Annotated in this window: 16 protein-coding genes and 1 tRNA gene; 7 read left to right on the forward strand and 10 right to left on the reverse strand. The window is 69.3% G+C overall.

Annotated elements, in window-relative coordinates; all coding sequences use genetic code 11:
• The first annotated feature begins 2 nt into the window (after positions 1–2).
• Positions 3–776, forward strand: a complete 774-nt coding sequence (locus tag QZ755_RS07245) for a CPBP family glutamic-type intramembrane protease (RefSeq protein ID WP_294321321.1) — start codon at positions 3–5, stop codon at positions 774–776.
• A 2-nt stretch (positions 777–778) separates the two neighbouring features.
• Here the strand turns inward: QZ755_RS07245 and QZ755_RS07250 are convergent, their stop codons facing one another.
• Positions 779–2,101 (reverse strand): M23 family metallopeptidase, encoded by a 1,323-nt coding sequence (locus QZ755_RS07250; RefSeq protein WP_294321324.1) that lies wholly within the window; start codon positions 2,099–2,101, stop codon positions 779–781.
• 122 nt (positions 2,102–2,223) lie between these two features.
• Between QZ755_RS07250 and tssK the strand changes: the two genes are divergently transcribed.
• Genes tssK through QZ755_RS07280 form a run of 6 tightly spaced genes read left to right on the forward strand, consistent with a single transcriptional unit; the run spans position 2,224 to position 11,410 of the window.
• Positions 2,224–3,558, forward strand: a complete 1,335-nt coding sequence (tssK, locus tag QZ755_RS07255) for a type VI secretion system baseplate subunit TssK (RefSeq protein ID WP_294321327.1) — start codon at positions 2,224–2,226, stop codon at positions 3,556–3,558.
• A complete protein-coding gene (gene tssL / locus QZ755_RS07260) occupies positions 3,531–4,919 on the forward strand; it encodes a type VI secretion system protein TssL, long form (protein ID WP_294321329.1) in 1,389 nt (462 codons plus the stop codon). The genes tssK and tssL overlap by 28 nt, the downstream gene beginning before the upstream one ends.
• On the forward strand, positions 4,919–8,413 hold the full coding sequence (gene tssM / locus QZ755_RS07265; protein WP_294321331.1) for a type VI secretion system membrane subunit TssM: 3,495 nt from the start codon (positions 4,919–4,921) through the stop codon (positions 8,411–8,413). The genes tssL and tssM overlap by 1 nt, the downstream gene beginning before the upstream one ends.
• Positions 8,410–8,853 (forward strand): type VI secretion system-associated protein TagF, encoded by a 444-nt coding sequence (tagF, locus tag QZ755_RS07270; RefSeq protein WP_294321334.1) that lies wholly within the window; start codon positions 8,410–8,412, stop codon positions 8,851–8,853. Before tssM ends, tagF begins: the two co-directional genes overlap by 4 nt.
• Positions 8,850–9,605: a protein phosphatase 2C domain-containing protein gene (locus tag QZ755_RS07275; RefSeq protein WP_294321339.1), complete on the forward strand. Its 756-nt coding sequence runs from the start codon at positions 8,850–8,852 to the stop codon at positions 9,603–9,605. Before tagF ends, QZ755_RS07275 begins: the two co-directional genes overlap by 4 nt.
• Positions 9,602–11,410 (forward strand): serine/threonine-protein kinase, encoded by a 1,809-nt coding sequence (locus QZ755_RS07280; protein ID WP_294321343.1) that lies wholly within the window; start codon positions 9,602–9,604, stop codon positions 11,408–11,410. The genes QZ755_RS07275 and QZ755_RS07280 overlap by 4 nt, the downstream gene beginning before the upstream one ends.
• Before the next feature lie 45 nt (positions 11,411–11,455).
• On the opposite strand, the gene QZ755_RS07285 is transcribed toward QZ755_RS07280, so the two are convergent.
• The 9 genes from QZ755_RS07285 to QZ755_RS07325 form a co-directional block, all read right to left on the reverse strand.
• A tRNA-Phe gene (locus QZ755_RS07285) sits at positions 11,456–11,531 on the reverse strand.
• Positions 11,532–11,560: 29 nt separating this feature from the next.
• Entirely contained in the window at positions 11,561–11,761 is a 201-nt protein-coding gene (gene yacG / locus QZ755_RS07290; protein ID WP_294321348.1) for a DNA gyrase inhibitor YacG, read from the reverse strand.
• Positions 11,739–12,713 (reverse strand): ribonuclease, encoded by a 975-nt coding sequence (locus QZ755_RS07295; protein ID WP_294321351.1) that lies wholly within the window; start codon positions 12,711–12,713, stop codon positions 11,739–11,741. The genes yacG and QZ755_RS07295 overlap by 23 nt, the downstream gene beginning before the upstream one ends.
• A complete protein-coding gene (locus tag QZ755_RS07300) occupies positions 12,706–13,275 on the reverse strand; it encodes a nucleoside triphosphate pyrophosphatase (protein ID WP_294321471.1) in 570 nt (189 codons plus the stop codon). Before QZ755_RS07300 ends, QZ755_RS07295 begins: the two co-directional genes overlap by 8 nt.
• A 29-nt stretch (positions 13,276–13,304) precedes the next feature.
• Positions 13,305–13,523 carry a translation initiation factor IF-1 gene (infA, locus tag QZ755_RS07305; RefSeq protein WP_003049127.1) on the reverse strand — a complete coding sequence of 73 codons (219 nt, stop codon included), beginning with the start codon at positions 13,521–13,523 and terminating at the stop codon, positions 13,305–13,307.
• Positions 13,524–13,824: 301 nt separating this feature from the next.
• Complete coding sequence (locus QZ755_RS07310) at positions 13,825–15,759, reverse strand: S9 family peptidase (protein WP_294321353.1); 1,935 nt, start codon at positions 15,757–15,759, stop codon at positions 13,825–13,827.
• A gap of 136 nt (positions 15,760–15,895) precedes the next feature.
• Positions 15,896–18,070 (reverse strand): sodium-translocating pyrophosphatase, encoded by a 2,175-nt coding sequence (locus QZ755_RS07315; RefSeq protein WP_294321356.1) that lies wholly within the window; start codon positions 18,068–18,070, stop codon positions 15,896–15,898.
• Positions 18,071–18,312: 242 nt separating this feature from the next.
• Positions 18,313–19,188: a thiamine-phosphate kinase gene (gene thiL, locus QZ755_RS07320; RefSeq protein WP_294321359.1), complete on the reverse strand. Its 876-nt coding sequence runs from the start codon at positions 19,186–19,188 to the stop codon at positions 18,313–18,315.
• Entirely contained in the window at positions 19,185–20,216 is a 1,032-nt protein-coding gene (locus QZ755_RS07325) for a DUF2332 domain-containing protein (protein WP_294321362.1), read from the reverse strand. The genes thiL and QZ755_RS07325 overlap by 4 nt, the downstream gene beginning before the upstream one ends.
• Positions 20,217–20,245: the final 29 nt, after the last annotated feature.

The following is a 20,245-nucleotide window of genomic DNA, read 5'->3' on the forward strand; positions in this document are numbered from 1 at the left end:
TCGTGCGGGCGCGGGCGATCGCGCTGGCCGGTGCCGGGGTGCTGGCGACTTGGGCGTGCCTGTGGGGCGTGGCGCCGTTCGCCGACCATCTGGTGCGGGGCGCTTCGCCGATCGTGGCGGAGGCCGGGTTCGGCGCGATCGTCTTTGGTACGATTTTAGTGCTGGCATGGGGATTGGGCCGGGTTGCCGGCGTTTCGTGGCGCTGGGCCGGGTTTTCGCGAGGGGCGGCGATCGGGCTGGGGGCACTGCTGCTGGCGATCGGTTACTGTGCGCTGGCGGGTACGTTGACGACGGGGGCGGGGTCGACGGTATCGCTCGCGCTGCCGCTGGGCGCGCTGGTCATATTGTTGCAGGTAGTGGCGGAAGAGGCGATGTTTCGCGGCGTCGTCCAGCCCCTGCTGGTACGTGGCGTCGGGGCGGGGGCGGCGGTGCCGCTGACGGCGGCGTCGTTCGCCGCGCTGCACGGCGTTCTGGGCGGGCTGGAGCCGGTGATGCTCGCCAATATGCTGCTGGGGGGTGTGCTGTTCGGTCTGCTGGCGCTGACCCGCGGGGTCGGTGCGGCGATCGGCGCGCATTTCGCGTGGAATGCGTTCGAACAGCTGGGCGTCGGATTGGACCCCAACCCTGGTCACGGCGCGTTCGGGGCGATGATCGACCTCGACCTGCGGGGGGCGCCGCTATGGGGCGGATCGGTGGCAGGGCTGAACGGCAGTATCGCGATGGGCATTGCCGTGGTGGTGGCGATCCTGTTCGTCCTGTGGCGGCGGCCGGCGTGACGCTACATCGTGTCCGCCCGTTTCGCGTCGATCGCGTCGCGCACCTTGCGGAACGCGGCCATCGCGGCAACAGGGATCACGCGGCCGCCGCCGGTCTCTATCGACATCGGGTCGACCGCCTGCCCGTCGATATGGACCTCGTAATGCAGATGCGGGCCGGTCGAACGGCCGGTGGTGCCGACTTCGCCGATCGGCGTACCCTGTGCCACGCGGGCACCCGGTACGATGGCCGGGGCGATGCGGTTCAGGTGCAGGTAGAGCGTTTCCCAGCCATTGTCGTGGCGCAACCGGATGAAATTGCCGTTGGGGCCTTTCATCGCCGCAAAGGTGACGGTCGCGTCCCCGGCCGCGAAGATCGGCGTTCCGGTCGGCGCGGCGAAATCGGTACCGCGATGCATCTTGCGAAAGCCCAGGATCGGATGACCGCGCATTCCGAAGCCCGAGCTGATCCGCGCGGCATCGACGGGCGTGCGCATCAGCGCGCGCCGGCTGCTGCGCCCGCTACTGTCGAACCATTCCGCCTCCGCATCGCCGGGCAGGCGATATTGGTAGAGTGCACGGGTCTTGGCCGGCGTGGCGAGCGAGGCATAGATGAGCCGCGGCGTGCCGACGACCTCACCGTCGGGGTTCACCCGTTCCTCGAACCCCGCTTCGAACACGTCGCCCGCCGACACTTCGCGCTGAATGTCGAAATCATAGCGGAAGGCGTTGGCGAACGCACCGACCAGTACGTCGCTGACCCCGGCCGCGACGGCGGAACTGTAGAAACTTTCGCCGTCCAGCTCGCCCCGCACGAAGCGCATCCGACGCGTGAGGTTGGCCGACAGCGGCCTAGCGGCCAGCGTATCGTGGTTCCCCCGCTCGATCGCGACCCCGCCGCCATCGACATGGGTGACGGTGGCGGCGTGCAGCGTCGTCCCGGCCAGCGTCACGTCGAGCCGGAGCAGCCCCGGCGTATCGCCGAGCGCAGCCTGCGCCAACGCGGCGGCGCGGGCGGCATCGGCCGGATCGATGCCCAGCGACCGCAGGGTCGGGTCGATTGCGGCGGGGCTGGCGATGTTGAGGACCCGCTGGTCGTAGGATGTGCCGGCGGCGGCAGGGGACGCGGGTGCGGGGCCGGTGACCGTTTCGTCCGACGGGCGCGCGCCATAGGCGAGGATCGCACCGCCCAGGGTCACGGCGATGCCGGCGATCAGCGGCAATGGGTTGCGTGCGCGCTCGATCGGCGCTGGGGGCGGGACTGCCGCCGCGACCGTTGGTGCTGGTCGGGGCCGGCTCCACGAGCGCGGGTCGTAGGACGGTTCGGAATCGTCGCGATGCTGCATGGCCTGCCCTTGGAACCAATAGCTGCCTCGGGCGTCCCTTGGGCAGATATTGCTGTGGCGAAACGATCTGGCATGAACTTGGCTCCGGCGCGGTGTTTTCGGCCAAGAGGGGGGAGAGGTTGGTGAAGAACCGGGTGGCGTGGTCCGAGGGTATGTTCCTGCGGCCGCAGCATTTTCAGGCGCAGGACCGCCATGCCGAAGCGCAGCTGAACGCACGCATCGCCTCGATCCGCCCCTGGCCATGGGGGCTGACCGAACTGGTCATCGACGAGGATGTGGCGACGCTCGGCAAGTTCGCGGTGACCCGTGCGACCGGCATCCTGCCCGACGGCACCCCCTTCGCCATCCCCGACGACATCCCGCCGCCGCCGCCGCTCGACATCCCGACCGACGCCCGCGATGCGCTCATCTCGCTCACGCTGCCGGTCGCGCAGGCCGGCGCGACGCAGTTTCGCGAGGCGGACAGCGACAGCCTCGACGCCCGCTTCCTGGTAGACGATGCCGAGGTTGCCGACAGTTTTTCGAGCGACCGGACCAGCGAGCCGGTCGGCCTCGCCCGCCCCAATCTCCGCTTCGGCGTCACCCGCGACCAGACCTATGGCCGGGTGACGCTGGGCCTCGCGAAAGTGCGCGAGGTGCAGAACAAGCGGGTGATGCTCGACGACCGGTACATCCCGGCGACCTTGGACATCGCGGCGGCGGCGCGGTTGCGCGGCGGCCTGTCGGACATTGCCGGCCGCGCCGGACAGCGGGCGGGCGAGCTGGCACTCCGCGCGGTCGAGGCGACCGATGGCGGGTCGGACACCTTTGCCGGGTTCCTGCTGTTGCAGGCGCTCAACCGCTGGCTGCCGGTGCTCGACCATCTCCAGCATCTGCCGATGGTGCATCCCGAACGGCTGTTCGAGGCGCTGGTATCGATGGCGGGCGAACTCGCGACGCTGATCCGTCCCGAACGCCGCGCGCCGCCGCTGCCGCGCTACGACCATGTCGATCCGCAGCAATGTTTCGATCCGGTGTTCGACCTGCTGCAATCGATGCTGTCAGCGGTGTTCGAACGCTCGGCGGTGCAACTGCCGCTCGATCAGGCGGGGCCGGGGGCGTATGTGTCGCGGATCACCGATCACGCGCTGTACCAGACCGGCTATTTCTACCTCGCGGTATCGGCCGCCGCGCCGGTCGAGGAAATTCGCGGGCTGTTCCCCTCGGTCGCGAAGATCGGCGCGGTGCAGCGGATGCGGCAGATCGTCGATTCCGCGCTGCCCGGCGTCCCGCTGCGCCACACGCCTACGCCGCCGCCGCAGCTGCGCGTGCTGCCGGGCTTCGTCTATTTCGAGCTGGATCGCGGTGTTCCCGACTGGGCCGAGTTCCAGCAGGCGACGGCGCTGGGGCTGCATGTCGCGGGTGACTGGCCGGGGCTGAAGCTCGAACTATGGTGCGTGAAGCGGAGCGCGCGGTGACCGAAGACGGCGACGAGGGCGACAAGACGGTCTTCCGGCCGTCGCCATTGCAGGGGCTGCGACAGAATGCGGCGTCGGGTGCGGGCTATGGCGCGCCGCCGCCCCTGTCGCGGACCGGCCATGCGCCGGGCGGGGGGAGCCTTGCGCCTTCGCGGCTGGCCGATGACGACGTGCCGCTGCCAGCCACCCCGCCCAAGGTGCGCAACATCATGCTGGCGGAGGCCGAACCGGTGCTGGCGCTGCTGGCGGCGGTGCGCGCCGGGCGGGTGCGGATGCCGATGCCCGAATTCCACCGCGAATGTGCCAAGGCGATCGCGACGTTCGAGCGCGCGATCGCACCGCACTATCCGGAGGAAAAGCGCCAGCGCGCCAAATATGCCGTCTGCGCCACCGCCGACGATATCGCGCAGAACCTGCCCGGCATCGGCACCGATGGCGCCGAATGGGCGCGCCGGTCGATGGTCGTGCAGTTCTTCCACGAAAATATCGGCGGCGACCGCTTCTGGCAGCTGGTCGACGACATGCTGCGCACGCCCAGCGACAATCTCGACCTGATCGAGCTGTTCCATGCGTGCCTCGCCGCCGGGTTCGAGGGGCGGTTCCGCGTGATGCCCGATGGGCGGCGGCGGTTGCAGGAGATCATGACGCGGCTGTACGGCGCGCTGCCGCATGTCCGCGCGCTGTCGCAGGTCGAACTGGTCCCCAACTGGCGCGGCGAAAAGGCGCCGCCGGCACGGATCGGGATGAATATCCTCGCGCTTGCGGCGGCGGGTGCGCTGGCGCTGCTGGTTCTGGCCTATGCCGTGCTGCGGCTGATGCTGGCGTCGAGCGGCGACCTGCCGACCGACCGGCTGGCGGCGCTCAACCCCGACAGTCGCCTGACCCTGTCGCGTCCGGCCGAAGCGATGACGGCGGCGCGCAGCGAACAGGCATCGCGCCTCGCCAAATTCCTCGAACCCGAAATCCGCGAAGGGCTGGTGACCGTCGAGGAGGATGCGCAGACGGTGCGGGTGCGCACCACCGTCGGGCAGCTGTTCGAATCCGGTTCGGACGAACTGGAGCCGGGCCGCGAGACGCTGTTCCACCGCATCGGTCGCGCGATCGAGGGGGAAAAGGGATCGGTGCTGATCGAGGGTCATGCCGATAACGACCGCGTGGCGACCGTGCGCTTCCCCGACAATATGGCGCTGTCGGAGGCGCGGGCCGAAACGGTCGGGCGGCTGATCCGCGACGACCTGTCCGACCCGTCGCGCGTGACGACCAAGGGGCTGGGGGAAAGCGTGCCGATCGCATCGAACGATACGCCCGAGGGCAAGTCGCAGAACCGCCGGGTCGAGATCATCGTGCCGAGGCGCCAGTGATGCGGCGGTTCTTCACCAACTGGTACGCAGTGACGCTGCTGTCGGCGCTGGTGCTGGCGCTGATCGTCCTGTTCGCGCTGCCGCTATTATTCGCCTTTTTCCGGCCGTGGAGCGTGCGGATCGCGTTCGTCGTCGGCATCGCGCTGCTGTGGGGCGCATGGTGGGGATGGCGGCGGTGGCGCGCCAAGAAACGGTCCGATGCGATTGCCAAGGAACTGGCCGGCCCCGACGCGGCGGAGGAAGAGAGCAAGGCGCTCGGCAGCCGCATAGGCGACGCGCTGGCCAAGCTGCGCAGCGCATCGGGCAATCGCCGCGACTATCTCTACAGCCGCCCCTGGTATGTCATCATCGGCCCGCCGGGCGCGGGCAAGACGACGGCGTTGCTCCATTCGGGGCTGCGCTTTCCGTTCGTCGAACAGGCGGCGAAGGGCTTGGGTGGCACCCGCAACCTCGACTTCTGGTTCGCCGACGAAGCGGTGCTGGTCGATACCGCCGGGCGCTATACCACGCAGGATTCGGACGCGACCGTCGATGCGGCGGGATGGAGCGCGTTTCTCGGCCTCCTCAAACGCCACCGCCCGGCGCAACCGATCAACGGCATCATCGTCGCGATCGGTGTCGATACTCTGGTCGGCAGCGACTGTGCGGCGATCGACGCCCATGCGAGCGCGGTGCGGCGGCGGCTGGTCGAACTGCGCCGGACGCTGGAAACGGCGGTCCCGGTCTATCTGGTCGTGACCAAGGCCGATCTGCTGGCCGGGTTCGACACCTATTTCGACGATCTGGACGTCGAGGGGCGGCGTGCGGTGTTCGGCGCAACCTTGCCCTATGCCGATGGTCGTCCGAGCGCCGAGGCGCTGGCACAGGCGTTCGACGTGTCGGCGCAGGCGATCGCGGACCGGCAGGCCCGACGGCTGTTCGAGGAGGTCGACCAGCGCCGGCGCGGCATGATGCTGGGCTTTCCGGCGCAGTTGCGGAGCCTGCGCACGCGATTGATGCGCTTTGCCGAGGGCGCGTTCGTTGCCGGCGACGATGCGCCCGCACAACTGCGCGGCTTCTACCTGACCAGCGGCGTACAGGAAGGCGCGCCGCTCGACCGCATCCTCGCCGCCATGGGCGATGTGTACGAAACGCCTGCGGGAGGGATGGAGACGCGCAGCCGCGCCTATTTCCTCAACCGGCTGCTGACCGAGGTGATGTTCCCCGAAGCCGGGCTGGGGTCGACCGACCTGCGCGCGCGCACCCGGCACCGGGCGCGGTTGATCGCGGCGCTGGCGGCGATCGGGATCGCGACGGCTTTGGTACTGACCGCATGGGGCATCAGCTATGCCCGCAACCGCGCCTTCCAGAACCAGCTGGCGGCACGCGCGCAACTGGCCGAGAACCAGCTGCGCGAGGCGGGTGTCGATCTGGTGCAGGTCCGCGAGGACGATGCCGATCTGCGCGCGGCGCTGCCCGCGCTCGACACGCTGCGCAACCTGCCGCGCGGCTATGCCGAACGCCGCGCCGGTGGGCCGCCGCTGATGATGACGTTCGGGCTGTACCAGTCGAGTCTGAGCCAGCAGGCGGAGGAAAGCTACCGCGTCGCGCTGCGCCGCATCCTGCTGCCGCGCCTGTTGCTGCGGCTGGAGGCGGTGATGCGTGCCGACGGACGCGATCCGATGCGGCTGTACGAACCGCTCAAAGTCTATCTGATGCTCGGCCAGCAGGGGCCGATGGATGCGAAGGCGGTCAAGGCATGGGTCACCGCCGACTGGGCGGGCGAGCTGTATCCCGGTGCCGACAGCCAGGCGGAGCGCACTTCGCTGACGCGGCATCTCGACGCGCTGCTGGAGGACCGCGACATGGCGTCGGTGTGGCCCAATCGCCGCCCGCCGCTCGACGCTGGCCTCGTCGCCTCAGCGCGCGCGGCGGTACAGACGCTCAGCCTTGCCGATCGCGCCTATGCGGTGATGCGGCAAAAGGCGGCGTCGGCGGGTCCGGCATGGGAGGCGGCGAACATCCTGTCGCAAGGCGATGTGCTGGCGTTCGCCAATCCGGATGCGGTCGCGGCCTATCGCATCCCGTATTTCTTCACCCGCGCAGGCTATGAGAAGGCGTATCTGCCCGGCCTCGCGACGGTGCAGCAGGATCTGAAGCGCGACCTGTGGGTGCTGGGCGGCGCTGGGGAAGCCGGCGTCGGCGAGGAATTGTCGAACGTCCGCCCCGGCGTCGCCGGGCTGTATGCCAAGGACTATATCGCCGCATGGGACGGGATCATCGCCGCGATGAAGCCCGGCGCCTATTTCCGCGACCCCGCCGCGTTCGGCGCGCTGACCAAGAGCCCGTCGCCCGTGAAGCGTCTGCTGCTCGAACTGCGCAAGAACACGATCTTCACCGGCGGGGTGCAGGCCGGGCTGGCGCGCGCCGGCCGCTATGGCATGAACCGGTCGCGTCTGGGCCGGGTCGCCAACGAGATCGGGCGTGACCGTGCCAGCGGGATCGACGCGGGGGACGAGATCACCGCCTATTTCGCCACCCTGCACGAATATGTCGGCGACGGGCGCGGATCGGCGCCGGTCGACGAGTTCATCGGCGGGATCAAGGCGGCGGGGCAGGCGGTGATCGCGGCGCAATCGGTCGGTGGCGGCGGCGGGTCGGACACGACCCAGGCGGCGATGGCGACCGCGCTCGCCACGGTGAAGGCATCGGCGGCGCAGGCTCCGCCCCAGCTGCAATCCTTCGTCAATGCAGCCGCAGGGGGCGGTGCGGCGGCGCAGATCGGCGCGGCAAGCGGTGCGGTGACCGATGCCTATGCCGAGAGCGTCCTTCCAGCCTGTCAGGGGGTTGCCCAGGAGCACTACCCTTTCTTCGCAAATGCCCCGGACGCGCCGATGGCTGAAACGCTGCGCGTGTTCGGGATGGGCGGGGTGATCGATTCCTTCGTGCAGCAGCGGCTGGCGAAGATGATTGATACCGGCGGTCCGGTATGGCGCTGGCGCGACGGCGATCCGGTGGCCGCGGCGCTCAACCCCGCGACACCCGAGGCGTTTGCCCGTAGCGCCGAACTGCGCGACCTGATGGCCGGCGGGCTGCCGATCAAGGTGGCGGTGGCGCGGTTCGGGCAGGGCGTCGGAACGGTCGAGCTGTCGAGCGGCGGTACGCGCTATCGCTTCACCCCGACCAGTAACCAACCGCGTCCGCTGCTCTGGTCGGCCAATGGCGGCCTGCCCGAGGCGTCGCTGATTCTCTATGGCCCCGCCGCGCCCAATGCCGCGCCTGCCGGGGGCGATGCGCCGCCGGGACCCGAGATCGCGCGGATCGAGGCGGAAGGGCCATGGGCGCTGTTCCGGCTGATGGACCGGGCGGAGAAGCGTAATGCCGGTGAGCAACAGATCGAGGCCGGGTTCGGCGACGGCGCGGCGCGCAGCTCGCTGGCCATCGCGCTGCCGACGAAGCGCAACCCGTTCAGCCGCGCCGGGCTGTGGTCGTTCCGCTGCCCGAGGGCGCTATGACCGCATGGGTGTTCGGCAAGCTGCCCGCGCATGGCGATTTCGTCGCACGCGGCATGGATGCGCCGACGCGAGGGAAGCTGGACGACTGGCTGGCGGCGGCGATGGAGGCTGGGCGGGCGCGGTATCCGGACGATTTCGCCGACCGCTTCGATGTAGCGCCGCCGTGGCGCGCCGAAGGGAAGGGGGTGGCCGGCGCGGTCGCCGCGTCGCAGGATGCGGTGGGGCGACGCTTTCCGTTGTTGCTGCTGACCGATGGCGCGCAGCATGATTCCGCCGCGTGTGAGGAACTGCTCTATGCCGCGATCACCGAAGGTTGGGATGCGGATCGGTTGTCGGCGGTGGGGGCACCCCCTTGCGAACCGGTGGCGCGGTGGTTCGGGGCGGAGCGCACGCTGGATGGCGCGCGTCCGGTCGAACTGATCGCCGGGATGCTGGCATGAGCGGTGCGGTCCGTGCGCGCGGGGTCGCCGCGACCCATCCGGGCCTCAAGCGCCGGATCAACGAGGACCGCTTCTGCGCGCGCCCCGATCTGGGGCTATGGGCGGTGGCCGATGGCATGGGCGGCCATGCCCATGGCGACTGGGCGTCGAACGCAGTGGTGCAGGCGCTGGAAGCGGTCGCCCTGCCCGCCGATTTCCATGACGCGACCCGCACTGTGGCGGATGCGGTTCACAGTGCGAACCGGCGTATCTGGGGCGAGGCGCAGCGGCGTACGCAGCAAATGGGATCGACCGTCGTCGCGTTGCTGGTGCAGAACGGGTGCTTCTCGGCGATCTGGGTCGGCGACAGCCGCGCCTATGTGCTGCGCGACGGGGTGCTGCACCCGCTGACCCGCGACCATAGCCAGGTGCAGGAGATGGTCGATCGCGGGCTGATCTCACCCGAACAGGCGCGCGACCATCCCCGCGGCCATGTGCTGGCGCGGGCAGTCGGCGTCGGTGCGCGGCTGGAGGTCGATGTCGTCACCGACGATGCGCTGCCGGGCGACCTGTTCCTGCTGTGCAGCGACGGGCTCACTGCGACCACCGACGAGGCGACGATCGCGGCCGTCATGGCGATGCCCGACCGGCAGGCGGCGCTCGACCGACTGGTCGCCGGCGCGCTGGCCGGGGGGGCGCCCGATAACGTGACGGTCGTGCTGGTCGCGGTCGAGGAAGCGACCGCGCTGTCGCTGGGGCGGGGCGTCGCATGACCGGAGAGGACGACGACGACCGCACCGTGTTCCAGCCGGGCGACGGCGACGCGGATCGCACCGTGTTCGAACCTGTCGGCGGCACGGCGACTCAGCGCAGCGCCCATATCCAGCCGGGCGACGTGCTGAACCACATGTTCGTCGTGCGCCGCTTCCTGGCGCGGGGCGGCATGGGCGAGGTGTTCGAGGGCGCGAACCTTGCCACCGACGAACGTGTCGCGATCAAGGTGATGCTGCCGGCGCTGGCCGCCGATCCGAACGTCATCACGCTGTTCAAGCGCGAGGCGCAGACGCTGACCCGACTGCATCATGAGGCGGTGGTGCAGTATCGCGTGCTGGCCATGGAGCCGGAACTGGGCGTCCTCTACATCGTCACCGAATATATCGACGGGACGAGCCTGTCGGACATGCTGTCGACGCTACAGCCCGATGCGGTGGCGCTGGGCGGGTTGTTGCGACGGCTGGCATCGGGACTGGCGGCGGCGCACCGGCTGGGCGCGATCCATCGCGACGTGGCGCCGGACAATGTTCTTCTGGGCGGGGGCGAGTTGCGCCGTGCCAAACTGATCGATTTCGGCATCGCCAAGGACCTCGACCCCGGTACCGCGACGATCGTCGGCGACGGGTTCGCCGGCAAGCTCGGCTATGTCGCACCCGAACAGCTGGGCGATTTCGACCGGGCGCTGGGGCCGTGGACCGATGTCTACAGCCTGGGGCTGTTGATCCTGGCGGTCGCGCGCGGGGCCGATCTGGGGCTGGGGGGTACGTTGGTCGATGCGGTCGACAAACGACGTGCCGGGCTGGACCTGTCCGCCGTGCCGCTGCCGCTGCGCGGCGTGGTCGAACGGATGGTGCGGCCGGACCCGGCGCAGCGGCTGCGCGACATGGACGCGGTGCTGGCAGCGCTCGATACGGCGGAGGTGCCGGGCGTGGTGTCGTCCGGCCTGCCGCGCCGATGGCGCTGGGGGGCAGGGGCGGCGGCGCTGGTCGCGATCGTCGTGGCGGTGGCGCTGTTCCTGACCGGGCGGCGGAGCGACGACCGGCCGGCGTCCGGCGCCCGCCCTGCGGTACAGGGTGATGCGGCGCAGGATGCGCGATCGGCGATCGACACGGCGTTGCCTTCCGTTGGTTGTACCTGGCTCAGCATCACCGACCTGCAGCCGGCGGGCGGCGGGATCGATGTCGCATTGACCGGCGTGGCGGGCGATCCGGCACAGGCACAGCGCGAAATCGGCGAGGCGCTGCGCAGCCGGGGCATTGCCGCCCGCAAGATGGATTTCGCCGATGTCGCGCTGATCACCCCGGCGGGTTGTGCCGCGCTCGATGCCTATCGCCAGATCCGGGCGACCGGACCCAATCGGTTGAGCGTGCCGCAGCGCCGGTTCGAGATGCGGACGCAGCCGGACGGCTTTGCCTATGCCGGTCGCCAGGCGGCGAACGCGGTCATCCGCATCGACATCGGCGATCCGTCGCTCGACTTCGCGCTGCTGGGCATCGCGCCGTCGGGGCGGATCGAGATGCTGATCGCCGATCGTGCCGCCTTTGCCGCCACGCTGCGCGCATCGCGCGATGAACTGCCGATCAAGGATTTGGGCAACGACCGGTATCGGTTGCAGATCGACCTGGACCATGCCGGATGGTCGGGGCTGTTGCTGGTCACCGGCAAGGGGCCGTTCGAACCGGCGGTGCTGGCCCCGCCGCTCGGCAGCCGGGGCAGCGATTGGCGCGACAAGGTGGCGACGCTGGCCGGCGAGCGCGGGTGGCGCACCGAAATGGTCTGGTTCGAATCGGTCGCGGCGCGCTGAGCCTGTTCGCGGGGCCGGCGTGTCGGTTCAGCGATGGGAAGTAGATGGTGCCCGGAGACGGATTCGAACCGCCGACACTGCGATTTTCAGTCGCATGCTCTACCAACTGAGCTATCCGGGCACACCCGGATGTCCGGGGGAGCCGGCCTGTTAGCGGGGCGAATCGTCGCTGTCCAGCCCGGTTTGGAGATTTTCGTCCGACGACGCCAATGGTCCGGGAATGCGATAGCCTTCCCCCATCCAGTGCAGCATGTCGCGGTCGCGACAGCCACGGCTGCAAAAGGGACGGAAGGCGGCGTCCGTCGGGGCGGAACACAGCGGGCAGTTGTTACGGGAAGCGGGCCTGGACATGCCCGGCCGATATGGCGAGGCCGGGGTCGCCCCGCAAGGCGAGTGTGGCGCCCAGCGTCCGCTCGACCGCCGTGGTCCAGTCGGGACGGGCGACGATCGCGGCGATGATGGCGGGATGCGCGGTGAGCGTCCGTTCGCCGCTGCCCCGGTCCCGCTCCGCCTGTCGCAGCAGCGCGCGGGCATGGGCGGGAACCTGCGCGAACAGTTCGGGCAGCGACGCCCGCGAGCGGCGGCGCACGATCTGGAGAAAGCCGAAGCCGTTGACGGCAGTGCGCTCGAAGGGTTGCGGGAGGACTTGGTCGACCGCTTCGGCGGCGGCGAGGCGCACGCCCTTGTCGCCGACGGTCGGCAGGTCGATGCCGATCGATCCGGCAAGGTCGAGCCGGGCGATGGCGTGCGCCGCCGCACGCGTGCCGGCCACCGCCAGTTCGGCCGGGGCCAGTTCGCCATCGATGTCGATCAACGTCATGGCCGGCGTCAGCGCGATGGTCAGCGCACCGCCGGGAAAGGCGACCTGTCCGGTGGTCGCTTCCTCGATCAGCAGCGGCCAGCCGGCCTCGCCCAGCAGATCGCGGTCGAACGGGCCGACGATGCGGGCATCGGGAAGGCCGGCGAGCGAAGGGCCATCGCGCGGGGTGGCGTTGGGTAGCGCGGGACGGGCACGGGCGCGCTTGGGCTTGCCGGGTTCGGGGGTGGCGGGCCGCATGATCTCGACCAGCAGCATCGCGCCTTCGGTCACGGCGCGGGGGAGGGGGTGGAGCAGCGCTTCGCCCCCATCCCAGGCGACGATGCCCTCGTTGCGTACCGGGATGCGCCGGACGAGCCGGGCGGACAGGATTGTGCCGGCACGGAGCGCGTCGTCGGGTTCGATCCGCGCCTCGACGATTTCGTCGTCGACGATACGCGCGGCGCGGATTTCGCCGATGCCGCACTCGACGATCCAGTCAGCCAAGCGGGACGCCGGCGGTTTCGAGCAACGCGCGCGTGTCGAACAGCGGCAAGCCGATCACACCCGAATGGCTGCCCGACAGGAAGCGGACGAACGCCTCTGCCCGGCCCTGGATCGCATAGCCGCCGGCCTTCCCCAACCCTTCGCCGCACGCGACATAGGCGTCGATCTCGCGCGGCTCCAGCCGCTTGAAGGCGACGATGGTGTCGGCGATGCGGGTGCGTGCGGTGCCATCGGGCATCAGCACGCAGACGGCGGACAGGCAGTGGTGGCGGCGGCCGGACAGCAGCCCCAGCAATTCGCGCTGCACATCCTCGGTCGTGGCAGGGGGCAGGATGCGGCGACCGAGCGCGATGGTCGTGTCGCCGGCCAGTACGACGGCGCCGTCCTGCGGCCCGATCGCGCGCGCCTTCGCCTCGGCAAGGCGTAGCGCATAGGGGCGCGGGAGTTCGCCCTTTAGCGGGGTTTCGTCGATGTCGGGCGCTTCGACGCGATCCGGCACCGCGCCGATCCGCGCCAGCAGGTCGCGGCGACGCGGCGAGGTCGAGGCAAGGATCAGGCGCATCGCCGCGGGTCCGGACATGCGCGGACCGCTTACTTGAAGCGGTAGGTGATGCGACCCTTGGTCAGGTCATAGGGGGTGAGTTCGACGAGAACTTCGTCGCCGACCAGCACGCGGATGCGGTTCTTGCGCATCTTGCCGGCGGTGTGCCCCAGGATTTCGTGATCATTCTCGAGCCGGACGCGGAACATCGCGTTGGGCAGCAGTTCGACCACCTGGCCGCGCATTTCGAGAAGTTCTTCCTTCGCCAAACAAATACCTCATGAGATTATGGCGCACCGGCAACCGGGCGGGTTCCCATAGGCGCTAAACGATAAAAAGGAAAGCACGAACGACCGGACCCGTGGCTGGCACGGCCGGTCGATGCTGTCGGCAAGAGATAGGGAATGGAGAAGGGGAGGGCAAGGGTAGCACATCCACCACCCGTCCGTGCTGAGTAGTGGCTGAGCGAAGTCGAAGACCCGTATCGAAGGACCTGATACCAACGGTCCTTCGATACGCCATTTCGACAGGCTCAATGGCTACTCAGGACGAACGGCTCCACTCCCACTTTCATGACGGGTTATGCTCCTTGAGGAACGCGGTCATTTCGGTGAGGAATTGCAGCCGGTCTTCGCTGCGCGAGAAGAAATGGTCGCCCAGCGGCTGTTCGACATAGCGATGCGGCTTGCCGGCGCGCTTCAGTTCTGCGGCAAGCGTGCGCGACTGCGCGACGGGGACGCGCTTGTCGACCTTGCCATGCATCAGCAGGATGGGCGTCGAAAAATCGCCGGCATGGAAGCGGGGCGAAATCAGTTGGAAATCGGGGGCTTGCGTCTTCAGCCAGTCGCCGATGGTACGGCCGTTCAGGAACTGGCTGTCATAGCGGCGCAGCGCCGCGAGGTCGGATACGCCGGCATAGCTGATCGCGCAGCGGTACAGCTTGCCATCGCGCTGCGCCGCGCGCATCGCGGCATAGCCGCCATAGGACGCGCCGACCATGCACACCCGTTTCGGATCGGCGATGCCCTGTTTCGCCAGATGGGTGACCGCGTCGTTCAGGTCGTCCTGCATCTTCAGGCCCCATTCGCCCGCGCCCTTCTTGGCGAAAGCGGTGCCATAGCCCGACGATCCGCGATAATTGGGCTGGATCACGACATAGCCGATCTCCGCCAGATATTGCGTCCACCAGTCCCACCCCTCGCTGTCGCGGGCGGACGGGCCGCCATGCGGCAGGACGATCAGCGGCAGGTTCTTCTGGCCCAGCCGGTGGCGCGGCATGGTCAGCACCGCTTCGACCGACAGGCCGTCGCGCGCGGTGTAGCGGATGGTGCTGACCGGTGAGAGGCGGCGGCTCTGCAGGCTGGTGCTGTTCCAGGCGAGCCGGGTCATCTTCGCATTGCCGGTGTCCCAGAAATACAGCCCGCCGGGCTGCGACGGGGTAGCGACTTCGATCAGGAAGCGGGTTTGCGCCCGGTTCCACGACACTATGCGGGCGCGCCGATCGCCGACCGATCCGTCGATCGCCTGCTGCAATTGCTTCAGGTGGTCGTCGATCCACACCGACTTGCCATATTGACCGGTAACGGAGACGCCGATCACGTCGTTTTCCTGCGTATTGTCGACGATCCCGTCGATGTCATAGCCGTCGAGGGCATAGAGTTTCCTGCCCAGTTTCAGGTCGGGCAGCGATACTTCGTACAGCGCGGTAAAGCCGCCTTCGTCGTCATAGGCGACCGCGGTCGTGCCGTCGGCGCGGAAGGTCAGCGGGATGGTCATCCCGTCCTCGTCCTTGCGCGCGCGCCGGGCGATCGGGCGAAAGGCTTCCCGGTTGTTCGCGCGGTAGAGGAGCGCAGACGTCCGCGTGGCGTCGTCATATTGATAGGCAGCGCGCACCTGTCCTTCGCCATCGGCATACCAGGTACGAACGTTGGGGCGTCCCTCCGCCACGCGGCGCGACTTGCCGGTCGATACGTCGATCTCGAACACCGACGGGTCGAAGTCCGCTTCGGTTTCGATGCCGGTCTGTTTCGACAACAGGATGCGCGGAGTGCCATCATGCGCGACCCACAGCACATCGTCGGCGCGAACGCCCGACTTGGTCCAGTCGAGCCGGCGCGTGGTCTTCAGGTCGGTGCTGATCGCCAGCACGCGGGTGACGTAGATTTCCTGGCCGAAATAATCCTGTTGCGCGCCAAGGCCGATCACGATCCAGTCGTCATTGACCCAGCGCCACCAGTTGATGTCGGTATTCTCGGGCGCGCCCATGGTGTGGCGCTGCGTGGCGTCGACCAGCGAGGTGAGCAGCAGGACCTGCTTTCCGTTCACCGCGCCCTTGGCCAGCAGGCGCGTGCCGTCGGGTGACAGGCTGGGCGATTCGAGCAGCGGCAGTTCGGCAAAGGCGGTGATCGGCACGGGCGACGACGGGTCGACGGCGGTAACCGGCGGCGGGGACTGCGCCGGCAGGGCGGTGGCAAGCGTCAATCCGATCCATGGCAACAGCCGCATTCCGATCCCCCTGTGCGGCGGGGCCGGGCGGTACGCACCGCCGCCCCCCGGCGGTGCGCGTCCGTCCTGAATCGAAAAGCCCCCGCCGTTCAGGCACGATGGTAGCGCGCGGGCGGCGGGGCGCAATCGCCAATCGTCAGCCCGCACCCCCGCCGGCGAGTGCCGCGAGGAGCAGCAGCGCGACGATGTTGGTGATCTTTATCATCGGGTTGACGGCCGGCCCAGCGGTGTCCTTGTACGGATCGCCGACCGTATCGCCGGTGACGGCGGCCTTGTGCGCCTCGCTACCCTTGCCGCCGTGATTGCCGTCCTCGATATATTTCTTGGCATTGTCCCATGCGCCGCCGCCGCTGGTCATCGAAATCGCGACGAACAGGCCGGAGACGATGACGCCGAGCAGCATCGCGCCGAGTGCCGCAAAGCCCTGTGCCTGACCGGCGACCCATTTCACGATGTAATAGACCGCGACGGGTGAGAGGACGGGGAGCAGCGACGGCACGATCATCTCGCGGATCGCGGCGCGGGTCACGATATCGACGGTGCGGCCATATTGCGGGCGGCTGGTGCCGGCCATGATGCCGGGGTCGGCGGCGAACTGCGCGCGGACATCCTCCACCACCGATCCCGCCGCGCGGCCGACCGCCGTCATGCCGAACGCGCCGAAGAGGTAGGGGAGCAGCGCGCCGAGCAGCAGGCCGACGATGACGTACGGGTTGGACAGCGAGAAATCGACGGTCAGCTCGGGGAAGAATAGCTTCAGATCGGTGGTGTACGCGCCGAACAGGACGAGCGCCGCGAGCGCGGCGGAGCCGATCGCATAGCCCTTCGTCACCGCCTTGGTCGTGTTGCCGACGGCATCCAGCGCGTCGGTGCGGTGGCGGACCTCGTCGGGCAGGTTCGCCATTTCGGCGATGCCGCCGGCATTGTCGGTGACCGGGCCATAGGCGTCCAATGCCACGACCATCCCGGCCAGCGCGAGCAAGGCGGTCGCGGCAAAGGCGACGCCGATGATCCCGGCGAGCTGGTACGACGCGATCACCGCGACGACGATGACCAGCGTCGGCAGCGCGGTGGATTCGAGGCTGATCGCCAGCCCCTGGATGACGTTGGTGCCGTGGCCGGTGACGCTGGCCCGCGCGATCGACTTGACCGGGCGATAGGCGGTGCCGGTGTAATATTCGGTGATCCACACCAGCGCGGCAGTGACGCCGAGGCCGATCATCATGCACCAGAACAGGTCCATGCCGGTAAAGCTCTGCCCCGCGACCGGGGCTTGTGCGCCCAGCGCCCCATCGACGGTCAGCGTGTCGCCGCCGGGATCGAGGAAGCCCGCGCCGCCGATGACCGCGTTCAGGTCGCCCAGCGCCCAGCTGGCGGCGAACCAGATGGCGGGGACGGCCAGCAGCGCGGTCGTCCAGAACCCCTTGTACAGCGCACCCATGATCGACTGGCCGCGCCCCAACCGGACCATGTAGGTGCCGAGGATGGAGGTGACGATGCACACTCCGCCGACGATGAGCGGCAGCGCCATCAGCCGCAACAACTCGGCGGGCGGTGCCTGTACCAGCAGCGCGATCGACACCATGGTCAGGCCGATGGTCACGACATAGGTTTCGAACAGGTCGGCAGCCATGCCGGCGCAGTCGCCGACATTGTCGCCGACGTTATCGGCGATGACGGCGGGGTTGCGGGGGTCGTCCTCGGGGATGCCCGCCTCGACCTTGCCCACCAGATCGGCGCCGACATCCGCCGCCTTGGTAAAGATGCCGCCGCCCAGCCGCGCGAAGATCGAAATGAGCGACGCGCCGAAGGCGAGTGCAGTAAGCGCCTCGACCACCTCGCGGTCGCCCGGACCATGGCCGGCGATGGCGACGAGGTACCAGAAGATGCCGGCGATCGCGAACAGGCCGAGGCCCGCGACCAGCATCCCCGTGATCGCGCCCGACCGGAACGCCATGGTCAGGCCGCCCTGCAGCGACCCGCGCGCGGCTTCGGCGGTGCGGACGTTGGCGCGGACCGAAATCTCCATCCCGGCATAGCCCGCGACGCCCGACAGCACCGCGCCGATGACGAAGCCGACCGTCGACAGTGGGCCGAGGGTAGGGAACAGGATGATGGCGACGATCACGCCGACGATGGCGATGGTGCGGTACTGGCGGCCCAGATACGCCTTGGCCCCTTCCTGGATGGCGGCGGCAATGTCCTGCATCCGGGCGTCGCCCGCAGGCGCGCGCAGCACCTGCATGGCGGTAAAGATGCCATAGAGTACGGCCAGCGCCGCACACGCGATGGCCACATAGACGATCGTCATCCGCAAACCCCTCCTGAACGGAGCCGCCCGGCTGTCTCGTCGGGTCAATGCCCTTGATAGGGGGCAGCTTATGCCGATGGGCGAGGGGTGCAAGGGATATTACGGTCCTCCCCGGCACGGGGAGGGGGACCGCCGCGAAGCGGTGGTGGAGGGGGTTCACCGCGCAATGCGACGGTTCCGTAGGCGGACACCCCCCCCTCCACCAGCCTGCGGCTGGTCCCCCTCCCCGTGCCGGGGAAGATCTAGTGCTGGTAGCCGAGGCGTTCGGGCAGGGGGATGGGGTGGCCGTCGTCGAGCAGCGTCAGGCCTTCTCCCGCTACGAACCGGCCGATGCGGGTCGCGGCAACTGGCGGTTCGCCGTCGCAGGCGAACAGCAGCTCGTAATCGTCGCCGGCCGTGGCCGCCGTCAGTGCGTCGTGACCGAACGCCTGCAGATCGTTCGACAGCGGCACGCGGGCCAGGTCGACCTCCACCCCCAGCCCGCTGGCCGTCGCCATGCGACCGGCGTCGATCAGCAGGCCGTCGGACACGTCCATCATCGCATGGACATGGCGGGCGAGCGCCCGTCCCTCCGCCAGCCGCGGCGTCGGACGGCGATAGCGGGCGAGCAGCGGGGCCGGTCCGGCGGCTCCCTGCGCGATGGCGAGGCCCGCGCCGGCGTCGCCGATGGTACCAGTTATCCACAGGCTATCCCCAGGGCGCGCGCCGTCCCGGCGGGGCGCATCGGTGCTGCGGCCGAGCGCGGTCAGCGAGAGGATACGGGGGGCTTGCGGCGGCACCCTCACCGTGTCGCCGCCCAGCAGCGGACAGTCGAACGCACGCAGCACGGCGTCGAGGCCGGTCAGGAAGGCGCGGTCCCAATCGTCGTCGCCGATCGGGTAGCCGAGCATGACCCCCAGAGGCACGGCACCCTTGGCCGCGAGGTCGGACAGGTTGGTCGCGACCAGCTTCCACGCCACGTCGGCGGGCGGGTCGCTGGCAAGGAAATGCACGCCCGCGACGATCATGTCCTTGGTCAGCACGAGGTCGCCGAGATGCGCGGCATCGTCGGTCAGGCCGTGCGCGCCGGGATGCAGCGGCAGGCGGCGCAGTGCGGCGATAAAGTCGGCTTCGGTCACGTCGCCTCGATCCACGCGCCATGGGCGTGGGCGGTGGCGAGCATCCGGGGTTCGGGCTGGCCCGGCCAATGCTGGACGTGCAGTTCCTGGCGTTGCAGCACCCGATCCGGCTCCATCCGGACCCAGGCGAGCGGACGGTCGGGCGTGGCACGGGCGGCGGCGTCGTCCATCATCGCGGTGATCGCGCCGCGGCGGGCATCGCCCAGATATTGCCAGACGACCGAATGCAGCAGCACGCGGGTAGTGCCTTTCGCCTGCGGTTCGGCGAGGCGATCGCGGAGCCAGTCGACCGCATCGCCCTGTACCAGATCGACCGGTCGCGCCCGCTGCATCGCGATCGCGGCGGACAGACGCGCTTGCCGCTCCGGCTGATCGGCCCAGATATAGCCGGCGAGGCGCGTGGCGACGGTGAAATCGGTGGCATCGAGCGGCTGGATGTCGACGCCGCGTACCGACCGGATCGCCACCGGTACGGCGGGCGGCGGTGCCCCGCGCCAGTCGGGGCGGATCGTGACGGCCGCGTCCTCCGGCCCGACACGCACCCCGCCCAGGTCGAAGCGATAGCGGTCGATCAGCAGGTTCAGCCCGGCGCTCGACCCGATCTCCAGCAGCTCGACCCGCGGGCCGTGCGCGGCGGCGACCGCGAGCAGCCCGGTCATCAGCACGCCCGATCGCATCGGTTCGCTGGTCTGGGGCGGGCCGTCGAGCCACGGTAGCAGCGCGGCGTCGTGGTCGACCAGTACGCGTCGAAGAGTCGCTACGGCATCGCCCCGCCCGGCGAACAGCGCGGTTAGCGCCGGGTCGCTGCCGGTTCGGGCCAGCGCGTGGAGGCCGCCGACCAGCCGCAGCGGCAGCGCGTCGGGGATCGGTTCGCCCGGCCAGTCGAGCGTGCGCCACCCGGTTTCGCTGTCCCGCGTCAACGCCTCCGCCAGTGCGGTGCAGACCCGTGCGGTGACGGGCGCATCCATCGCCGCGCAGAACGCCGCCTGCTGAAGGAAGGCATCGCGATTCGTCGGTTCATCGGCCATGGGGCGCGTGTTGCGCCCGCGATGCACCC

The sequence above is a fragment of the uncultured Sphingomonas sp. genome (assembly GCF_913776855.1).
In the GTDB taxonomy this organism is placed as follows: Bacteria; Pseudomonadota; Alphaproteobacteria; order Sphingomonadales; family Sphingomonadaceae; genus Sphingomonas.